General features: G+C 70.4%; 18 protein-coding genes and 1 tRNA gene. 13 read left to right on the forward strand and 6 right to left on the reverse strand.

The genetic code is table 11. The annotated features are described in order from the left end of the window. Positions 1-26: 26 nt before the first annotated feature. Positions 27-2,561, reverse strand: coding sequence for an ATP-dependent DNA ligase (locus tag ACX80N_RS13915; protein ID WP_459339883.1), 2,535 nt, complete (start codon positions 2,559-2,561; stop codon positions 27-29). Positions 2,562-2,630: 69 nt separating this feature from the next. After that, entirely contained in the window at positions 2,631-3,125 is a 495-nt protein-coding gene (locus ACX80N_RS13920) for an SRPBCC domain-containing protein (RefSeq protein ID WP_105032259.1), read from the reverse strand. Positions 3,126-3,194: 69 nt separating this feature from the next. Between ACX80N_RS13920 and ku the strand changes: the two genes are divergently transcribed. Both ku and ACX80N_RS13930 read left to right on the forward strand, forming a co-directional pair. Further along, positions 3,195-4,031, forward strand: coding sequence for a non-homologous end joining protein Ku (gene ku, locus ACX80N_RS13925; protein WP_105032258.1), 837 nt, complete (start codon positions 3,195-3,197; stop codon positions 4,029-4,031). Beyond that, a complete protein-coding gene (locus ACX80N_RS13930) occupies positions 4,028-4,282 on the forward strand; it encodes a hypothetical protein (RefSeq protein ID WP_157940246.1) in 255 nt (84 codons plus the stop codon). The genes ku and ACX80N_RS13930 overlap by 4 nt, the downstream gene beginning before the upstream one ends. 76 nt (positions 4,283-4,358) lie before the next feature. On the opposite strand, the gene ACX80N_RS13935 is transcribed toward ACX80N_RS13930, so the two are convergent. Next, the gene (locus ACX80N_RS13935) at positions 4,359-4,610 is read right to left on the reverse strand and encodes a DUF2630 family protein (protein ID WP_105032256.1); all 252 of its coding nucleotides are present in this window, start codon (positions 4,608-4,610) and stop codon (positions 4,359-4,361) included. A gap of 179 nt (positions 4,611-4,789) precedes the next feature. Between ACX80N_RS13935 and ACX80N_RS13940 the strand changes: the two genes are divergently transcribed. The 5 genes from ACX80N_RS13940 to pstS all read left to right on the forward strand — a co-directional run bounded on the left by ACX80N_RS13940 (position 4,790) and on the right by pstS (position 7,949). Then, positions 4,790-4,863, forward strand: a tRNA-Val gene (locus tag ACX80N_RS13940). A gap of 213 nt (positions 4,864-5,076) precedes the next feature. Then, the gene (locus ACX80N_RS13945; protein WP_105032255.1) at positions 5,077-5,538 is read left to right on the forward strand and encodes an Hsp20/alpha crystallin family protein; all 462 of its coding nucleotides are present in this window, start codon (positions 5,077-5,079) and stop codon (positions 5,536-5,538) included. A 94-nt stretch (positions 5,539-5,632) separates the two neighbouring features. After that, positions 5,633-6,430 (forward strand): SDR family oxidoreductase, encoded by a 798-nt coding sequence (locus ACX80N_RS13950; protein ID WP_105032254.1) that lies wholly within the window; start codon positions 5,633-5,635, stop codon positions 6,428-6,430. Between the two features lie 104 nt (positions 6,431-6,534). Continuing rightward, entirely contained in the window at positions 6,535-6,756 is a 222-nt protein-coding gene (locus ACX80N_RS13955) for a hypothetical protein (protein WP_105032253.1), read from the forward strand. An 80-nt stretch (positions 6,757-6,836) separates the two neighbouring features. Beyond that, positions 6,837-7,949, forward strand: coding sequence for a phosphate ABC transporter substrate-binding protein PstS (pstS, locus tag ACX80N_RS13960; RefSeq protein WP_459339884.1), 1,113 nt, complete (start codon positions 6,837-6,839; stop codon positions 7,947-7,949). Positions 7,950-8,005: 56 nt separating this feature from the next. Here pstS and ACX80N_RS13965 read toward each other — a convergent pair whose 3' ends face one another. Beyond that, entirely contained in the window at positions 8,006-8,542 is a 537-nt protein-coding gene (locus ACX80N_RS13965; RefSeq protein ID WP_459339885.1) for an SRPBCC family protein, read from the reverse strand. Positions 8,543-8,751: 209 nt separating this feature from the next. Here ACX80N_RS13965 and ACX80N_RS13970 point away from each other — a divergent pair, with 209 nt between their 5' ends. The 3 genes from ACX80N_RS13970 (at position 8,752) to budC (ending at position 10,433) form a co-directional block, all read left to right on the forward strand. Next, entirely contained in the window at positions 8,752-9,246 is a 495-nt protein-coding gene (locus ACX80N_RS13970; RefSeq protein ID WP_459339886.1) for a Dps family protein, read from the forward strand. A 216-nt stretch (positions 9,247-9,462) separates the two neighbouring features. Beyond that, the gene (locus ACX80N_RS13975) at positions 9,463-9,654 is read left to right on the forward strand and encodes a hypothetical protein (RefSeq protein ID WP_105032249.1); all 192 of its coding nucleotides are present in this window, start codon (positions 9,463-9,465) and stop codon (positions 9,652-9,654) included. 11 nt (positions 9,655-9,665) lie between these two features. Beyond that, the gene (budC, locus tag ACX80N_RS13980; protein ID WP_459340007.1) at positions 9,666-10,433 is read left to right on the forward strand and encodes a meso-2,3-butanediol dehydrogenase; all 768 of its coding nucleotides are present in this window, start codon (positions 9,666-9,668) and stop codon (positions 10,431-10,433) included. Between the two features lie 49 nt (positions 10,434-10,482). On the opposite strand, the gene ACX80N_RS13985 is transcribed toward budC, so the two are convergent. After that, the gene (locus tag ACX80N_RS13985; protein WP_105032248.1) at positions 10,483-12,159 is read right to left on the reverse strand and encodes an FAD-binding dehydrogenase; all 1,677 of its coding nucleotides are present in this window, start codon (positions 12,157-12,159) and stop codon (positions 10,483-10,485) included. Positions 12,160-12,249: 90 nt separating this feature from the next. Continuing rightward, the gene (locus ACX80N_RS13990; RefSeq protein ID WP_459339887.1) at positions 12,250-12,960 is read right to left on the reverse strand and encodes a LysR family substrate-binding domain-containing protein; all 711 of its coding nucleotides are present in this window, start codon (positions 12,958-12,960) and stop codon (positions 12,250-12,252) included. A gap of 55 nt (positions 12,961-13,015) precedes the next feature. On the opposite strand from ACX80N_RS13990, the gene ACX80N_RS13995 reads away from it, so the two are divergent. From ACX80N_RS13995 to ACX80N_RS14005, 3 genes are all read left to right on the forward strand, one after another. After that, the gene (locus tag ACX80N_RS13995; protein WP_105032246.1) at positions 13,016-13,408 is read left to right on the forward strand and encodes a DUF5997 family protein; all 393 of its coding nucleotides are present in this window, start codon (positions 13,016-13,018) and stop codon (positions 13,406-13,408) included. A 118-nt stretch (positions 13,409-13,526) separates the two neighbouring features. Continuing rightward, on the forward strand, positions 13,527-14,357 hold the full coding sequence (locus ACX80N_RS14000; RefSeq protein ID WP_459339888.1) for a hypothetical protein: 831 nt from the start codon (positions 13,527-13,529) through the stop codon (positions 14,355-14,357). After that, on the forward strand, positions 14,354-16,006 hold the full coding sequence (locus tag ACX80N_RS14005; RefSeq protein ID WP_459339889.1) for a DNA polymerase Y family protein: 1,653 nt from the start codon (positions 14,354-14,356) through the stop codon (positions 16,004-16,006). Before ACX80N_RS14000 ends, ACX80N_RS14005 begins: the two co-directional genes overlap by 4 nt. Positions 16,007-16,069 lie beyond the last annotated feature (63 nt).

Consider the following 16,069-nt stretch of genomic DNA (forward strand, 5'->3'; position numbering starts at 1 on the left):
GGTGATATTCGGTGGATGGGCGTGGATCAGAGTTCGACGACGACGTCGGACGGCGTCTTGTCGGGCCTCCAGCCGCGCCAGACGGGATGACGGAGACGACCGCTGCCGGTGTGCTCGCTGTACTGGACCTCCCCCACGAGGGCGGGCCGGACCCAGTGCGCGTCGGACGCGTCGATGCCCGGCACGTCGTCGAGCGGTGCGGTCTTCCGCCCCAGCTTCTTCAGGCGGGCACCGGCCTCCGCGAGGTCCCGCTCGGTCAGCCCGGATCCCACACGCCCCACATAGCGCAGGTCGACACCGTCGGGCACCGCGACGAGCAGTGACCCGATCTTCGAGGCGCGGGTGCCCTTGCCGGGCCGCCAGCCCACCACCACGACCTCCTGCGTGCGCAGGTGCTTGATCTTCACCCACGACGATGACCGCGCCCCGGGCTGGTAGTCGCCGGTGAGGCGCTTGGCCATGATCCCCTCGAGGCCGAGCTGCCTGCTCGCCTCGACAGCTTCCGCGAGCGTCGCATCGAGGATCGGAGGGACCTGCACATGACCGTCGTCCGCCTCGTCGACGGCCTTCTCGAGCAGTTCGCGCCGCTGCCGGTACTCGAGGCGGGTGAGGTCGTTGCCCTCGAGGTCGAGCAGGTCGAAGAGCATCAGGCGGACGGGCGTCACCTGGCGGGCCGCCTCGATCTCGGCGCGGCGGGTCAGCTTCATGCGTGTCTGGAGCAGACCGAAATCGGGCCGGCCCCGTGCGTCGAGGGCCACGATCTCACCGTCGAGGACGGCGCTGTCGGCGCTGAGGTAGTGCCCCAGGTCCCCGAGCTCCGGGTAGACGAGCGTGGTGTCGATCCCGTTGCGGCTGACCAGGGTCACCGCCCCGTCCCGGACCTGCACGATGCAGCGCACCCCGTCCCACTTCATCTCATAGGCCCAGGCCTCGGGATCGGGGATGGTCTGCTCGGAGCCGAGCGTGGCCAGCATGGGCCGGACGGCCTCCCTCCGGGGGCCGGCGAGCACCGGCTCCTCCAGCGCATCCGGTGCGGAGGACGCCGAAGGAGCGGAGGACGGGGAGGGTGCGGACAGGGACACCGAAGGGTCGGAGGTGGCGCCCTCAGGATCGTCCTGCGCCTGCGCGGGCTGGTCCTTCATGAGGTGGATCAGCCAGTTGCTCCTGCCGCCCGCTCCACCCCCGGTGTTGATGAGGGCGTAGCGGCGGATGGCCGTACCGGCCTGCGCGAGGCCGCCGTGCGGCCTGCCGTGCAGCGTGCAGATGACTTCCTTGCCGTCCCTCCACTTCTCCAGCTCGTAGGTGCCCGCGTCCCAGATGGACACCTCCCCCGCGCCGTATTCCCCTTTCGGGATACTTCCCGCGAACGAGCCGTACTCGAGGGGGTGGTCCTCGGTCTGCACGGCCAGGTGGTTCCTGCTCGGAGTCAGCGGTGGACCCTTCGGGATGGCCCATGACACCAGGACGCCCTCGTGTTCGAGCCGGAAGTCGTAGTGGAGACGGCGGGCATGGTGCTCCTGGATCACGAAGCTGTTGCCCCCCGAGGGCCCCACCGCCTCCGGGACCGGCTCGGGCGTCTTCGCTGCGTCGCGCATCGCCCGATAGGTGGACAGGCGGTCCGTCGGCGCAGCACCGCTCCCGGCGTCGTTCCCGGCCGTGCGCGTCGTCGCCGGGGCGAGGAGGTCCCCGAGGTCCAGGACGCGCTGCATGACGTCCCGGTAGTCCAGGTGCCGGAGGTCCTCACCGCCGTCGAGCTCCTCCCAGGTGCGCGGGGCGGCGACGGTCGGCTCGGTACGCCCGCGGAGCGAATACGGGCTCACGGTCGTCTTGTTCGCGTTGTTCTGGCTCCAGTCGACGAGCACCCTGCCCGAGCGCAGCGCCTTCTTCATATCGCTGACCGCGAGGTCGGGGTGGTCGGCCTCGAGGGCCCGGGCGAGTTCGCGGGCGACGGCGGACACCTGCTCGGAGGTCTGGCGGCCGTCGAGGGCGCAGTAGAGGTGGATCCCCTCGGAGCCGCTGGTCACGGGGAGCGGCTCGAGTCCCATGCCCTGCAGGATGGGCCGTGCGAGCAGTGCCACTGCGGCGCAGTCGGCCACCCCGGCACCGGGACCGGGGTCGAGGTCCAGCACGAGGCGGTCAGGATTGCCCCGGGCGCCGTCCGCCGTGAAACGCCACTGCGGCACATGGATCTCGAGTGCCGCGATCTGCCCGAGCCACGTGAGGGTCGCGAGGTCGTTCACCATCGGGTACACGTTCGTGTGGTCCTTGTGCTGGATCGCGTTGCGCGGCACCCACGCCGGAGCGTTCTCGTCGATGTTCTTCTGGAAGAACATCTCGCCCGGTTCCCCGGGCGTCCCCACGCCGTGGACCCAGCGTTTCCGGGTGGCCGGGCGCCCGCCGGCATGATGGATGAGATGCGGGGCGACGGCCGCGTAGTAGGCGAGGACGTCCGCCTTGGTGGTCCCGCTCGCCGGGTAGAGCACCTTGTCCAGGTTGGAGAGACGCAGTGTGCGCCCGTCCACGGTGACGGTCTGCTGCCGCGCCGTGCGGGGAGGAACCATGCCCCCAGTCTCGACCGGATGCCGGTGGCGGTCCAGCGAAGATTCCGCGGGCGGGTCCGCCCGGCCCCGTCAGTCCCCGAACTGCTCGCGGTACCGGTTCACGTAGACGTCCCAGAGCGAGGGGTCCTGGCCGAGGTTGCGCTTGTTGAGGAAGTCGTCGAGCCCGGCGATGGTCAGGTGCCAGCCGGCGGCCATGGTGGCCGAGTGCCGGGGGCTGCCCGGGGTCAGGAGCAGCACGAGCTGCGTGCCGTTGTCGCCCGTGCGCGTGAGGTCCCAGCGCAGGCTGTCCCGCTCCCAGGTGTAGGCGAGCACGCCCGGCCGCTCGGCCTCGAGGACGGTCCCGCGCAGGGGCTTCTGGTCCGCGTACCGGAACAGGATCTCCGTGTCCTTGCGCGGCTCGAACTCCATCTCGCAGGGGAACCAGTACTTCAGCTTGTCGGCGTCCGTCAGGTGCTTCCACAGCACGGTCGGAGGGAACGCGAACTGGAATTCCAGGCGCAGCACGGTGCCGCCGTCGTCGCTCGTGGTCTTGCTGACGATGGGCTCTACGGTCTCGGAAGTCACCCCTCAAGTCTAGGGGCGGGCGGCCCGGACCCTCTGGCATGCTAAGCCTGCTTGGTGTTCACTTGACCCATGAGAGCCATCTGGAAGGGTGCGGTCGCGTTCGGGCTGGTCAACGTACCGGTCAAGGTCTACAGCGCCACCGAGGACCACGACATCCCCCTCCACCAGGTGCACGACGAGGACGGCGGCCGGATCCGCTACCAGCGGCGGTGCGAGATCTGCGGCGAGGTGGTCGACTTCAAACACATCGACAAGGCGTACGACGACGGCGAGCACACCGTGGTCCTGACCGAGGAGGACCTCTCGTCCCTGCCGGTGGAGAGGAGCAGGGAGATCGAGGTGGTGGAGTTCGTGCCGAGCGACCAGATCGATCCGGTCATGTTCGACCGCTCGTACTACCTCGAACCGGACAGCACCTCGACCAAGGCGTACGTGCTGCTGCGGCGCACGCTCGAGGAGACGGACCGCACCGCGATCGTGCAGTTCTCCCTGCGGCAGAAGAGCCGGCTGGCCGCGCTGCGTGTCCGCGGGGACGTCCTCATGCTCCAGACGCTGCTGTGGGACGACGAGGTGCGCGAGGCCTCCTTCCCCGCCCTCGAGGAGAAGGTGCGCATCTCCGCGAAGGAGAAGCAGATGTCCGCGGCCCTCGTCGACTCCTTCTCCACCGATTTCGACCCGGAGAGCTTCAGTGACGACTACCAGGTGCAGCTGCGCACCCTGATCGACGCGAAGATCGAGAAGGGGGACACGATCGACACCGAGGAGACCTTCGGTGTGAGCAAGGACGACGACGACGACAACGTGCTCGACCTCATGGAGGCCCTGCGCCGCAGCGTCGAGAAGAACCGCGAGAAGAAGGCCGGCGGCACGAAGGCCGCCGGCACCTCCAAGAAGAAGGGCGCATGATGGGATTCCTCACCGACAGCCTCGGCCGCCAGACCGTCGTGCTGAAACCGAACGCGCCGATCCTCGGGTGGGCGCTGCTCGGCGCCGCCTCCTTCATGGCGCTCGAGGAACGCAACCGCGAGCGGCTCCGCCTCGCGAGTTCCGCCTGCCTCGCGGTCTGGGCGGCGCTGGAGGTGATCTCCGGGCAGAGCGGCTTCCGGCGCAGCGCCGGGTCCCTGACGCTCTCCTGGCTGCTGCGGAAGGCCCGCTGACGCGGGTGCGGGCCCTGACGCGGGCGACCTGCCGGGGCTGACCGGAGGGCACCGCGGTAGCGCCGCCCTGACGTCGCTACTGGCGGTATCCCTCGACCTGGCTGACGGGGCGTACGTCCGCGTCGGCGGGGTTCTCCCCGGCGTCGGCCTTCGCACGGCGCTGGCGGAGCAGGTCCCAGCACTGGTCGAGGTCCTCCTCCACCTTCCTCAGGCGCGCCGTATGCTCCTGGTGCGCCTCGCCGGCGCCGGCGTCCTGCGGCTGCTCGCGGAGCTCGTGCTCCTCCTGAACGAGTGCCTGGATGCGCTGCAGCAGGTCCTGGTTGTCCATGGTGCGGTCCCTTCGTCGTCGCCGTACCGGCGGTAGCGGATGATCAGCAGGCTTTCCTTCAGGCTACTGAGGTGACGGAGCCATGACCAGCGCGTACCCGGACATCCCGGGATCGGCCAGGAGCATCCCGGGGAATTTGGCGCGGCGCCCCGATGCCCTAAGCTGTTGGAGAACCAGTTGCCTGTGTAGCTCAGTCTGGTAGAGCATCCGCTTCACACGCGGAAGGCCCGGGGATCGAGGCCCCGCGCAGGCACGAGGATCAGCTGGAGACAGCGCTACAGGAAGGCCCGTACCGATGCATCGGTACGGGCCTTCCTGCATGAGGGTGTGTTCGTTGGAAGCGAACAGGAGAATTCTTAGCACTCTCCAAGGGTGAGTGCTAACATTTTTCGTAGTTGAGCGAAGGATGCTCAACCTTCAGGAATCCTCCACCTCCCCGGTGGCATATGCGAAGGAGTTGTTTCCCGTGGCCAAATTCGATCCGTTCCGTGAGCTGGACCGCGTTGCCGGCGCCCTCCTGGAGAGCCGTCCCGGGCTCCGCCTCATGCCGATGGACCTCTACCGCGAGAAGGACCACTACATCCTCTCCGCGGACCTTCCGGGCATCGACCCCGGATCGGTCGACATCGACGTGGACGGCCAGCTCCTGACCATCCGCGCCGAGCGCACGCTGCGCAGCGCCGAGGGCGTCAAGTGGCTGACCCGCGAGCGCGAGAGCGGCTCGTTCCTCCGCCAGCTCAGTCTGGGCCAGGGCGTCGACACCGAGGGCATCTCCGCCCGCTACGAGAACGGCGTCCTGAGCGTCGCGATCCCGGTCAGCGAGCGCGCGAAGCCGCGCAAGATCGAGATCGTCAGCGGCGACGCCTCCACGCCGGTCCAGTCCAGCGCCGTCAAGGGCTCCGGCACGCAGGGCGCCGTCGAGTCCTGATCCCCCTACCAGCACCCCCGGGCTCCTGGCCCGGGGGTGCTCCGGGTCCACGGCCCCCTTGCGGCGGCGCACATCGGGCACGAAGGATGGGGGCATGGACTTCACCCCCACCAAAGCAATCGTCACCGGCTCCGATTCCGGCATCGGCCGGGCCACCGCCATCGCCCTCGCAGCGGCGGGCTGCGATGTCGGCGTCACCTGGCACTCCGACCAGGAGGGCGCCGAGGAGACCGCGCGCCTCGTCCGCGAGAAGGGCGTCCGGGCCGCCGTCGCGCAGCTCGACACCACCGACGCGCCCGCCTGCGGCGACGTCGTCGACCAGCTCGCGAAGGAGCTGGGTGGCCTCGACGTCTTCGTCAACAACGCGGGCGTCAACGGCGGCACCATGTTCATGGAGACCGACTGGGACACCTGGCGCGGCACCATGGGTGCGAACCTCGACGGCGCCTTCGTCTGCATCCAGCGCGCCGCCCGGCACATGATCGACGGCGGCAGGGGCGGGCGCATCATCGCGGTCACCAGCGTCCACCAGGAGCAGCCGCGCGTGGGTTCAGCGGCCTACGACGCCTCCAAGCACGGGCTCGGCGGGCTGATCCGCACCATCGCGCTCGAGCTCGCGGACCGGGGCATCACCGCGAACGCCGTCCTTCCCGGGGAGATCAACACCCCGATGAACGCCTCCGCCGACGAGGACCCCCGCACCATGGACCGCCCCGGGATCCCCGTGGGTCGGCCGGGCGCACCGGAGGAGATCGCCGACGTCGTCGCCTTCCTGGCCTCCGGGGCCTCCAGCTATGTCAACGGCGCCTCGTTCGTGGTGGACGGCGGGATGCTGCTCATGGGACCGCAGGCGGGGTCGCACCTCACCAGCGGGGACTGGCGCACGCTCTGATCGGGAGGGTGTGAGGGACACCACAACCTTCAGCGCGCGTTCATGCGACGTTCAGGAGCGCCCGTTAGCGTGGGAGGTCCCGGACTGCTTCCGAAAGGCCCGCCATGAATGCCCCCCTCACCCCGGTCAGCACTGACGACGTCCAGGACTGGTCGGGCTTCAAGCGCGGCGAGCAGATCACCTTCCAGCACCCGGCAGGGACGCAACTGTGCGGCGTGCTGGACATGAGGACCGATGACGCCTCCGTGGTGTGGATCCAGCTCGACGACGGTGGTGGCCGCCGGCTCGTGCACCGGGGCGACGGCTACCGCCTGCGGCGCGGGTGAGCTGACCCCGGGACCGGATCAGCGGGTTCACCTGCTGTCCACCTGAGGTTCACCCCTCCGCCACCTGTAACGTGGCTGGGGTGAGAAGCCGTGCCGTACCGTCCCTGTCCCTCGCCGTCGTCCTCGGTCTCACGGCCTGTGGCTCGGACTACCCTCTGGGTGCCGAGCAGGAAGCAGCGGCGCAGCGCGGGGACACGAGCCTGCAGGGAGCGGTGACCGCCTCCGGGTCCTCCGCGCAGGGACCGGCCATGGACGCATGGCGCTCGGGATTCGCCACCCTCTACCCGCGGGCGCAGGTGCAGTACTCGCCTGACGGCTCGGGAGCCGGCCGCGGTGCGCTGCTGGCCGGCGCCGTGGGCTTCGCCGGATCGGACGCCTACCTCGACGACGAGGAGCGTGCCGAGTCCACGGAGGTGTGCGGTCCGGGTGGCGCCTTCAACATCCCGGCCTACGTCTCCCCCATCAGCGTGGCGTTCAACCTGCCCGGTATCGAAGCCCTGGACCTCGATGCCGCGACCGTGGCCCGGATGTTCCGCGGGGAGATCGCGATGTGGAACGATCCCGCGATCGCGGCCCAGAACCCCGGCGTGGAACTCCCCGCCCGGCCCATCTCGGCCGTGAGCCGGTCCGACGACTCCGGCACCACCGAGAATTTCACGGACTACCTGCACGCGGTGGCACCCGAGGCCTGGCCGGAGGAGCCCGACGGGATGTGGCCGGCGGACCTGGAGAACGAGAACGCCAAGGGCAACGCCGGCGTAGTCACCACGGTCGCCGGCACGGTGGGGGCCGTCACCTATGCCGACGATTCCGCCGTGGGGGACCCGCTCGGGCGCGTGGCCCTCCGGGTCGGGGACACGTACGTCCCGGTGAGCTCCGAGGCGGCCGCCGCCGCCGTCGATCTCGCGGCCCGCGTCCCCGGCCGCCAGGAGTACGATCTCGCGCTCGACCTCGACCGCACCACCACCGCGCCGGGCGTCTACCCTCTGGTCCTGGTGTCCTACCACGTCTACTGTGCGCGGTACGAGAACGAGGCGACCGCCGTCGTCGTCCGGGCCTTCGGCACGTACGCCGTCAGTGCCGAGGGGCAGGCCGAGGCTGCCGCGGCGGCGAAGAGTTCACCCATCTCGGCGGGCCTGTCCCGACAGGCCACCGAGGCGATCGCCTCGATCGAGGTGGGCCGCATCCCCTAGGACGACCCGAGGCGGACCCCCTGGGGGATCCGCCTCGAGTGCCGTTCGGGTGCGCGTCAGCCGACGCGCGGTCCGCCCGAGTCGGGGTCGTTGGTGGACGTGTCCGGCAGCGCATCGTTCGCCGGCATGGCGTCCCCGCCACCCGTCGGCGGGGCGTCGACGTTCCCGCGCCAGGCGCCGGTCTCCCCGCCGCTCTTCTCGATGAACTGCTTGAACCTCTTGAGGTCGCCCTTCACCTGGGCGGAGTCGGCGTTCACCACGGCGCCGATCTTCTCCGTGAAGGTCTCGGGGTGCCAGTCGATCTGCACCATGAGCCGCGTGGTGGTCGCGTCGAGGCGGTGGAAGGTCACCACGCCGGCATGGGACTCGCCGTCGGTGCTCTTCCAGGCCACACGCTCGTCCGGGTGCTGCTCGGTGATCTCGGCGTCGAACTCACGCCGGACGCCGCCGATGCTCGTCACCCAGTGCGTCCGGGTGTCCGAGGTCTGCGTAATGGACTCCACGCCCCCCATGAACTGCGGGAAGCTCTCGAACTGGGTCCACTGGTTGTAGGCCGTGCTCACCGGTACTGCTACGTCGATAGATTCCTGCACTGAAGCCAAAAGGTTCCTCCTCGTAGAGACTCCGGCGCCGTTGCCACCCCCTGATCGGGAATGCGGCACGGCTAACCATAAGTCCCCTTAGCGTATGCAGATCCGGTGGAATTGACCAACGCGCGGGTCTAGGGTGAAAGGAGTCCATCCGGCGGGAATCGGTGTGTCCGAACCCCGCCCGGAGCAGGAAATCGAGCACTGGAGGATTCATGAAGGCTTCACCCACCCTGACGGACAACATGCAGGCCGTGCTGGTCGACCTCATCGAACTGCACCTGCAGGGCAAGCAGGCCCACTGGAACGTGGTCGGCAAGAACTTCCGTGACCTCCACCTGCAGCTGGACGAGATCATCGACGACGCCCGCACCTTCGCCGACGAGATGGCGGAGCGCATGCGCGCCCTGCACGCCGTCCCCGACGGCCGCAGTGTCGCCGTCGCCGACGGCACCAAGATCCAGCCGTTCCCCGCCGGGCTCGTCTCGACCAAGGACACCGTGGGTCTCGTGGTCAATATGCTGAACGCCGCCGTGAACACCATGCGCGAGGTCCACGACCAGATCGACGAGGAGGATCCCACCACCGCCGACCTGCTGCACGGCTTCATCGCCCGGCTCGAGCAGTACGCGTGGATGGTCGACGCCGAGAACATGGAGCCGACAGCCGAGGTCGTCACGCCCGTCGGCACGGATCACGCCACGGTCTGACGCCCTGTACCCCCGCCCGACCGGGGATCTGACGGGGGTCTGACGGGAAGGGAGGCACCGGCCGGTGCCTCCCTTGCCGTGTCCGGTTCGTGCTCCTGCGCGGCGGCCGGCCCTGCACACCCGCTAGCAGGTACTGCCTCCTCCGTGGAGCGCATGCACCTGTTGCGGCATGGACGGGCACGATGCCACGGTGGAGGAAACGAGAGGAGCGAGGCAATGGACCCCGTAGAGCAGTGGTGGACACGCGTGGACATCGACGCGAAGCAGTGGCTCCGGGAGCACAACGGTGCCGAGGACCTGCCCGAGTCCGTGAGGACGGCGGTCACCGAGGCGGGCGGACCGGGCAACGGCGGGCTCGACGACGACGCCTGGCAGTTCATCGACCTCCAGTCGGAAGCAACGGACTAGGGGGCGTGGACATGCAGCAGCGGTTCGAGGACAAGGTCGTCATCGTGACGGGCGCCGGTTCGGGTATCGGGGAGGCGACGGCGCGGCGCTTCGTCGCCGAGGGGGCGCGGGTGGTCCTGACGGATTCCGTCGCGGACAAGATCGACGCCGTCGTCGCGTCCCTGCCCGAGGACCGGGCGACGGCGGTGACCACGGACTCCTCGGACTACGGTCAGGTGGCCGTCATGGTGCAGGAGACCGTGCAGCGGTACGGGCGGCTCGACGTCCTCGTGAACAACGCGGGCACCATCACGCAGGGCACCGTGCAGGACACGAGCGTCGAGGAGTGGCATCGCGTCATCGAGACCGACCTCTCCGGCGTGTTCTACGGGACGAAGGCCGCCCTGGAGTACCTGCTGGAGAGCAGGGGGTGCATCGTCAACGTCTCCTCGGTGTCCGGCGTGGCCGCCGACTGGCGCATGAGCGCGTACAACGCCGCCAAGGGCGGGGTCAGCAACTTCACGCGCGCCGTCGCCCTGGACCACGGCAAGGACGGGGTGCGCGTCAACGCCGTGGCCCCGGGCTTCATCTGGACGGACCTCACGACCGAGGACGGCGACCCGCACGAGCTGTCCGACGAGTTCGCCGGCCGCATAGCGCTCGGCCGCGGCGGCCTGCCGGAGGAGGTCGCCGCCGCCATCACCTTCCTCGCGAGCGACGATGCCCGCTTCATCACCGGCGTCGTGCTCCCGGTGGACGGGGGCACGATGGCCAGCAACGGCCAGCCGGCGCAGGCCTAGGCGCGCCCCCCTGCGCCTGGGGTGCGCAGCTGCTGCAGGGCCGCGGCGCCTACAGCAGCGCCGCGAGGGAACGCCCCACGGTGCGGCCGGAGAAGATGCACCCGCCCAGGAACGTCCCCTCGAGGGCGTTGTACCCGTGCGCGCCGCCGCCGCCGAACCCGGCGGCCTCCCCCGCGGCGTACAGCCCGTGGATCGGGTTGCCGGCGGCGTCGAAGGCCCTGCCGGTCAGGTCTGTCTGGATGCCACCCAGGGTCTTCCGCGTGATGACGTGCAGCTTCACGGCAATCAGCGGGCCGGCAGCGGGATCGAGGATCTTGTGGGGAGGCGCGGTCCGGGTCAGCCGGTCCCCGAGGAAACGGCGCGAATTGTGGATGCTCATGACCTGCGCGTCCTTGGAGTAGGCGTTGTCCATCTCCGCGTCACGCTGCCGGATCTGCCGTTCGATGAGCCCGGCGTCCAGCAGCGGGGTGTCGGTCAGTGCGTTCATCGCGTCCACGAGGTCCGGCAGGGTGCCGGCGACCACGAAGTCCTCGCCGTTCTCCTTGAACGCCTCCACCGGTGGCGGCGCCCCCTTGCCCAGCCGGCTCCGGAGCAGCAGCTTCCAGTCCCGGTCCGTGAGATCGGGGTTCTGCTCCGAGCCCGACAGGGCGAACTCCTTCTCGATCATCTTCTGCGTCAGGATGAACCACGAGTGGTCGTGCTGCGCGAGGTCCGGGGTGGTGCGGAGGATCTTCAACGTCCCGATGGTGTCGTGTCCGGGCAGGCCGGGAGCGGGCAGGCGCCGCCCGAGCGCGTCGAACCACATCGAGGACGGACCGGGCAGGATCCGGATGCCGTGCTGCGGCCACACCGGGTTCCAGTTCCGCACGCCCTCGGTGTAGTGCCACATGCGGTCCCGGTTGACCAGGCGCACGCCGGCGTCGGCTGCGATGTCGAGCATCCTGCCGTCCACGTGCTCCGGCACGCCGGTGATCATCCTCGACGGCGGCGTGCCGAGGCGTGGGGGCCACCACGCACGCACCTGTTCGTGGTTGCCGCCGATCCCGCCGCTGGCGATCACCACGGCCTGCGCCCGCAGTTCGAACCCACCGACGGCCTCCCGGTTCGAGGAGACGCCGCGGGCGGCGTCGTCGGCCGCCAGGACCGTCCCGTGCACGCCGGTCACGGTGTCCCCGTCCAGGATGAGCCCGTCCACGCGGTGGCGGAAGTGGAAGGTCAGCGATCCCTCCTCCGCGGCCGCCCGCGCCTTGTCGGCGAAGGGCTCGGAGATCCCGGTCCCCGTGCCCCACGGCACGTGGAACCGCGGCACGGAGTTGCCGTGGCCTGCCGCCGTCCCGCTTCCCCGTTCGGCCCAGCCGACGAGCGGCGTGAACCTCACGCCCTGCTCCTGGAGCCAGGGCCGTTTGTCACCCGCGGCGAACTCGACGTACGCGCGGCCCCACCGGGCGGCCCACTCGTCCTCCGGCAGGTCGCCGTCGAACCGGTCCCAGCCGGCGGAGCCCTGCCAGTCCTGCCAGGCGAGGTCGAACGAGTCCTTCACGCCCAGGCGCCGCTGCATGGGTGTGTCGACTAGGAAGATCCCGCCGAAGGACCAGAACGCCTGGCCGCCGAGGTTGTGGGCGTTCTCCTGCTCCACGATGGCGACCGTCCTGCCCGCCCTCACCAGCTCGTTACTGGCGACGAGGCCGGCGAGTCCTGCACCGATGACGAGGACGTCTGCGTCCATGGGCTGCTCCAGGGGATGGCGGGCGGTTCCGGCGCGTCGACGCGACCGGAGGGCAGGTCCATTCTGCACCGCCGCCCGGCGCGGAGGCCGTCAGCGCCGCTTGCCCCGCGTGCCCGAGGGGCGGGCCGGTTTCCCCTGCTGCGGTCTCCCGGCGCCCTTGGGGGCCCTGCCCCCGCCGCTCCCCTGTGCCGCGGCCTTCTTGGCCGCCGCCTTCTGCGCTGCGCTCTTCTTCGGTGCCTCGCGCTGGGATGGCTGCCTCGAGCTCTGGGCCGTCCGCCCCCGGACGATCCCGATGAACTCCTCGACGTCGTCGGACTCGTCCTCCGTCCGCCAGGCGATGCCGATCGTCGTGGCGGGCAGGCCGGGGACGGGGCGGTGCACGGCGTCCTTCCGCGCGTACAGGCGGGCGAGGGACATCGGCAGGACGACGACGCCGGCGCCCGAGGCCGCCACCTCCACGGCCGTCTTCGGGCCGCCGCACGCGGCGACGTCGAGCAGGTCCTCCCCCTCGAGTTCCCCGAGCGGCACGTCCTCGTAGAGCGAGAGTTCGTTCTCCCGGGACATGACGGCCACAGGCTGCTCCTCGTAGAGGGGGATCAGGTGCAGTCCGGTACGGTCCACGGGAAGGCGTACGAAGACGACGTCGTCGGAGGCGTCCCGGAGCGCCGCCACGGCGTCGTCGTGCTGGTGGAGCTCGAGGGGTACCTCCGGATGCCGCTCGCGCCAGCGGGCCACCCACTTGCCCGGCGTCACGCCCGGCACGAAGCCCACGGACAGGGTTCGGGGCTGATCGGCGGACACCCCATCACAGTAGCGCCTCCCCGTGCCGGAAGGACGTGACCGTTAAGCTGGGACCATGAACCCCCCGAGGACCCCTCAGACCCTGAAGCCCGCCACTGCGGCCAAGAAACTGGGCATCTACCTGCCCGCCGCTCCCCAGGACTTCCAGGAGACCGAGCTGACCCGCGCGGAGTTCAACGAACTGCAGCAGTCCCCGCCGGAGTGGCTCGCCGAACTGCGCCGCACCGGCCCGCACCCGCGTCCCGTGGTCGCGCAGAAGCTCGGCATCTCCATCAGCGGGCTTGCCCGGGGCGGGGTCACCGATCCCCTGACGAGCGAGCAGATCACCGCACTCCTGCAGGATCCGCCGGCCTGGCTGGTCAGCGAGCGGTCCACCCAGGCCGCGGTCCGCGCGGAGGCCGCACGGGTCAAGGAGCGCGATGCCGCCCGCGGGTCCACCGACGCCTGAGGCCTCGGAAAAGCCGTTCGAGGGCGGGCGACCGGTGCATCTCCCTACACCGTGAACAGGAATTCCCGGCCCATCGACACTGATTGACTTAATAGAACACCTATTCGAATATTAGGGAGTGACGCCTCCAGCTGCCGGCCGTTCCCTCGAATGGGATGAGCCCTCTCCCGACTCCGGGGACGCACACCACCCGGGCTCCACCGCCCGCCGCGGGGCTTCAGCAGCCGAGATCACCCTGGATCTCCAGGCCCGCATCAACGGCATGCAGGCCAGCAGGCTCGATTCCCGCCGGCTGCCCACGGTTCCGGCCCTCGCGCGGATCCTGCCCGGCGGCGGCCTCCAGTCCGGCGGCTCGTACGCCGTCCGGAACTCCACCTTCCTCGCCATGGCCATGCTCGCGGGCCCTTCCGCGACGGGCGCGTGGTGCAGCGTCGTCGGCATGCCGGACTTCAGCGTGGAGGCGGCGCAGGCCTTCGGCATCAACCTCGAACGCCTCGTCCTGGTCCCCGATCCCGGGGCCCAGTGGCTACCCGTCACGGCAGCCCTCGTGGACGTCGTCTCGATCGTCCTGACCCGCTCCCCGGACCATCTCACCCCCACGGAGGAAGCCCGCCTGAAGGCGAGGCTGCGCCAGCGCGGCGCGGCCCTGATCACCCTCGGTGCCTGGAAGCCGAGCGATTCGACCATCGGCGTGGCCGAGAGCGCCTGGGAGGGCCTCGGCTCGGGAACCGGCCACCTGAGGGCACGCTCCATGAAGATCACCGCTACCCAGCCCTCGGGGCGGCTCCGCCACGCCTATGTGCAACTCACGGACCTGCACGGCGCCCCGGCGGGAACGGCGTCCCAGGGCGCGGTCCTGCCACAGGGATCACAGGACGACGGCAGACCGGATGCGTCCGGTCCGGCAGCCGGGACCCTGTTCGAGCCCCGGCTCCTGAAGTCCTCATGACGTCCGGTCTTCCCGCCCGACCCACCGATCCCGCCCGGTCCATGGGGTCCACCCAGCCTTCGGGCGCTGCTCCGGCCACCCGGACCATGGTGCTCTGGTGCCCCGACTGGCCCATCACGGCGGCGCTGCGCGAGCACGCGCTGCCCGCCGACGCAGCCCTCGTCCTCGTGGACCGCGGGGAGGTCTTCGCCTGTTCCCCGGCGGCGCGGCAGGACGGCGTGAAGCGGGGCCTGCGCATCCGCGAGGCCCAGGCGCGCAGCACGGGGCTCGTGTCCCTCCCCTACGACCCGTCGCTCGACGAACGCACCTTCGAACCCGTGATCGTGGCCGTGGAGGCCATCCTGCCCGGGGTCCAGGCCCTCCGTCCGGGACTGTGCGCTATCAGGATCAAGGGGCCGTCACGCTACTACGGCAGCGAGCGCAACGCCGCGGACGTGGTCTTCCAGGCCCTCGCCGCCATCGGCCTCACCGACGTGCGGATCGGCATCGCGGACGGGCCGTTCGCCGCCGAACAGGCGGCCAGGGCCACCGACGAGCTGGACGACGACGTCGAGCAGCTGGTGATCATCCCGCCGGGCGGCTCGGCGTGGTTCCTTGCGAGCTATCCCCTGGAAGTCCTCGGACAACCCCGGCTCACCGTGCTGCTCAAGCGCCTCGGCATCCGTTCCCTCGGCGACTTCGCGGCGCTGAAAGCCTCCGACGTCCGCAACCGCTTCGGCATCGAGGGGGCCATCGCCCACCGCCAGGCGAGCGGGGTGGACCACCGGAGGGTCGTCGCCCGCACGCCACCACCCCACCTCGACACCCTCGCCGATTTCGAGCCGCCCCTCGCCCGCATCGACCAGCTCGCCTTCGCGTTCCGGACCAGGGCCGGCGAATTCGTCGACACACTCCGCGAGGCGGGGCTCGTGTGTACCGCACTGCACGTCACGCTGCACACGGAGTCCGGTGAGACGTCCGAGCGCCGGTGGCAGCACCCGCGCTGGTTCGACGCCGACGACGTCGTGGACCGCGTGCGCTGGCAGCTCCAGGGCACCAACGCGACCGATCACGGACTGACCTCGGGCATCACCCGGGTCCACGTCGTCCCCGCAATCGTCGAGGACCTCGGCGACCACGCGGACGGCCTGTGGGGGACGGGACCGGACGAAGGGATCCACCACGGACTGGCCCGCGTGCAGAGCATGCTGGGTCACGGCGCCGTGCTCACCGCCGTGATCGCCGGAGGGCGGCTCCTGGCGGACCGCCGCGTGTACATCCCGTGGGGTGATGCCCCGGCCGGTCGGCAGCCGTCCGCCAAGGTGCCGGCGAGGGACCGCCACCAGCCCTGGCCCGGCCGGCTTCCCGGACCGGCCCCGGCCACCGTGTACGCCGCTCCCGTGCCCGCCGCCGTCGTCGATTCCCGCGGCAACCCGGTGGACGTGGATTCCCGCGGACTCCTGAGCGCCGATCCTGCCTTCTTCAGCGCCGGGCCGGACGACGGCCGGCGGCCCGTGCACTCGTGGGCCGGGCCCTGGCCGATCAACGAGCGCTGGTGGGACCCGAAGGGGCGCGTACTCAACCGCTTCCAGCTCGTGGACCGGTCAGGATCCGCCTGGTTGCTGCTGCTCGAGGACCATGCGTGGTGGGTCGAAGCCGGCTACGACTGACGGCGGCCGCCACCGCGACGACATCCGGGCAGCCGGACAGAAGACATCCAGACAGGGAGGGAC

Source organism: Arthrobacter sp. MDT2-16, assembly GCF_054510925.1.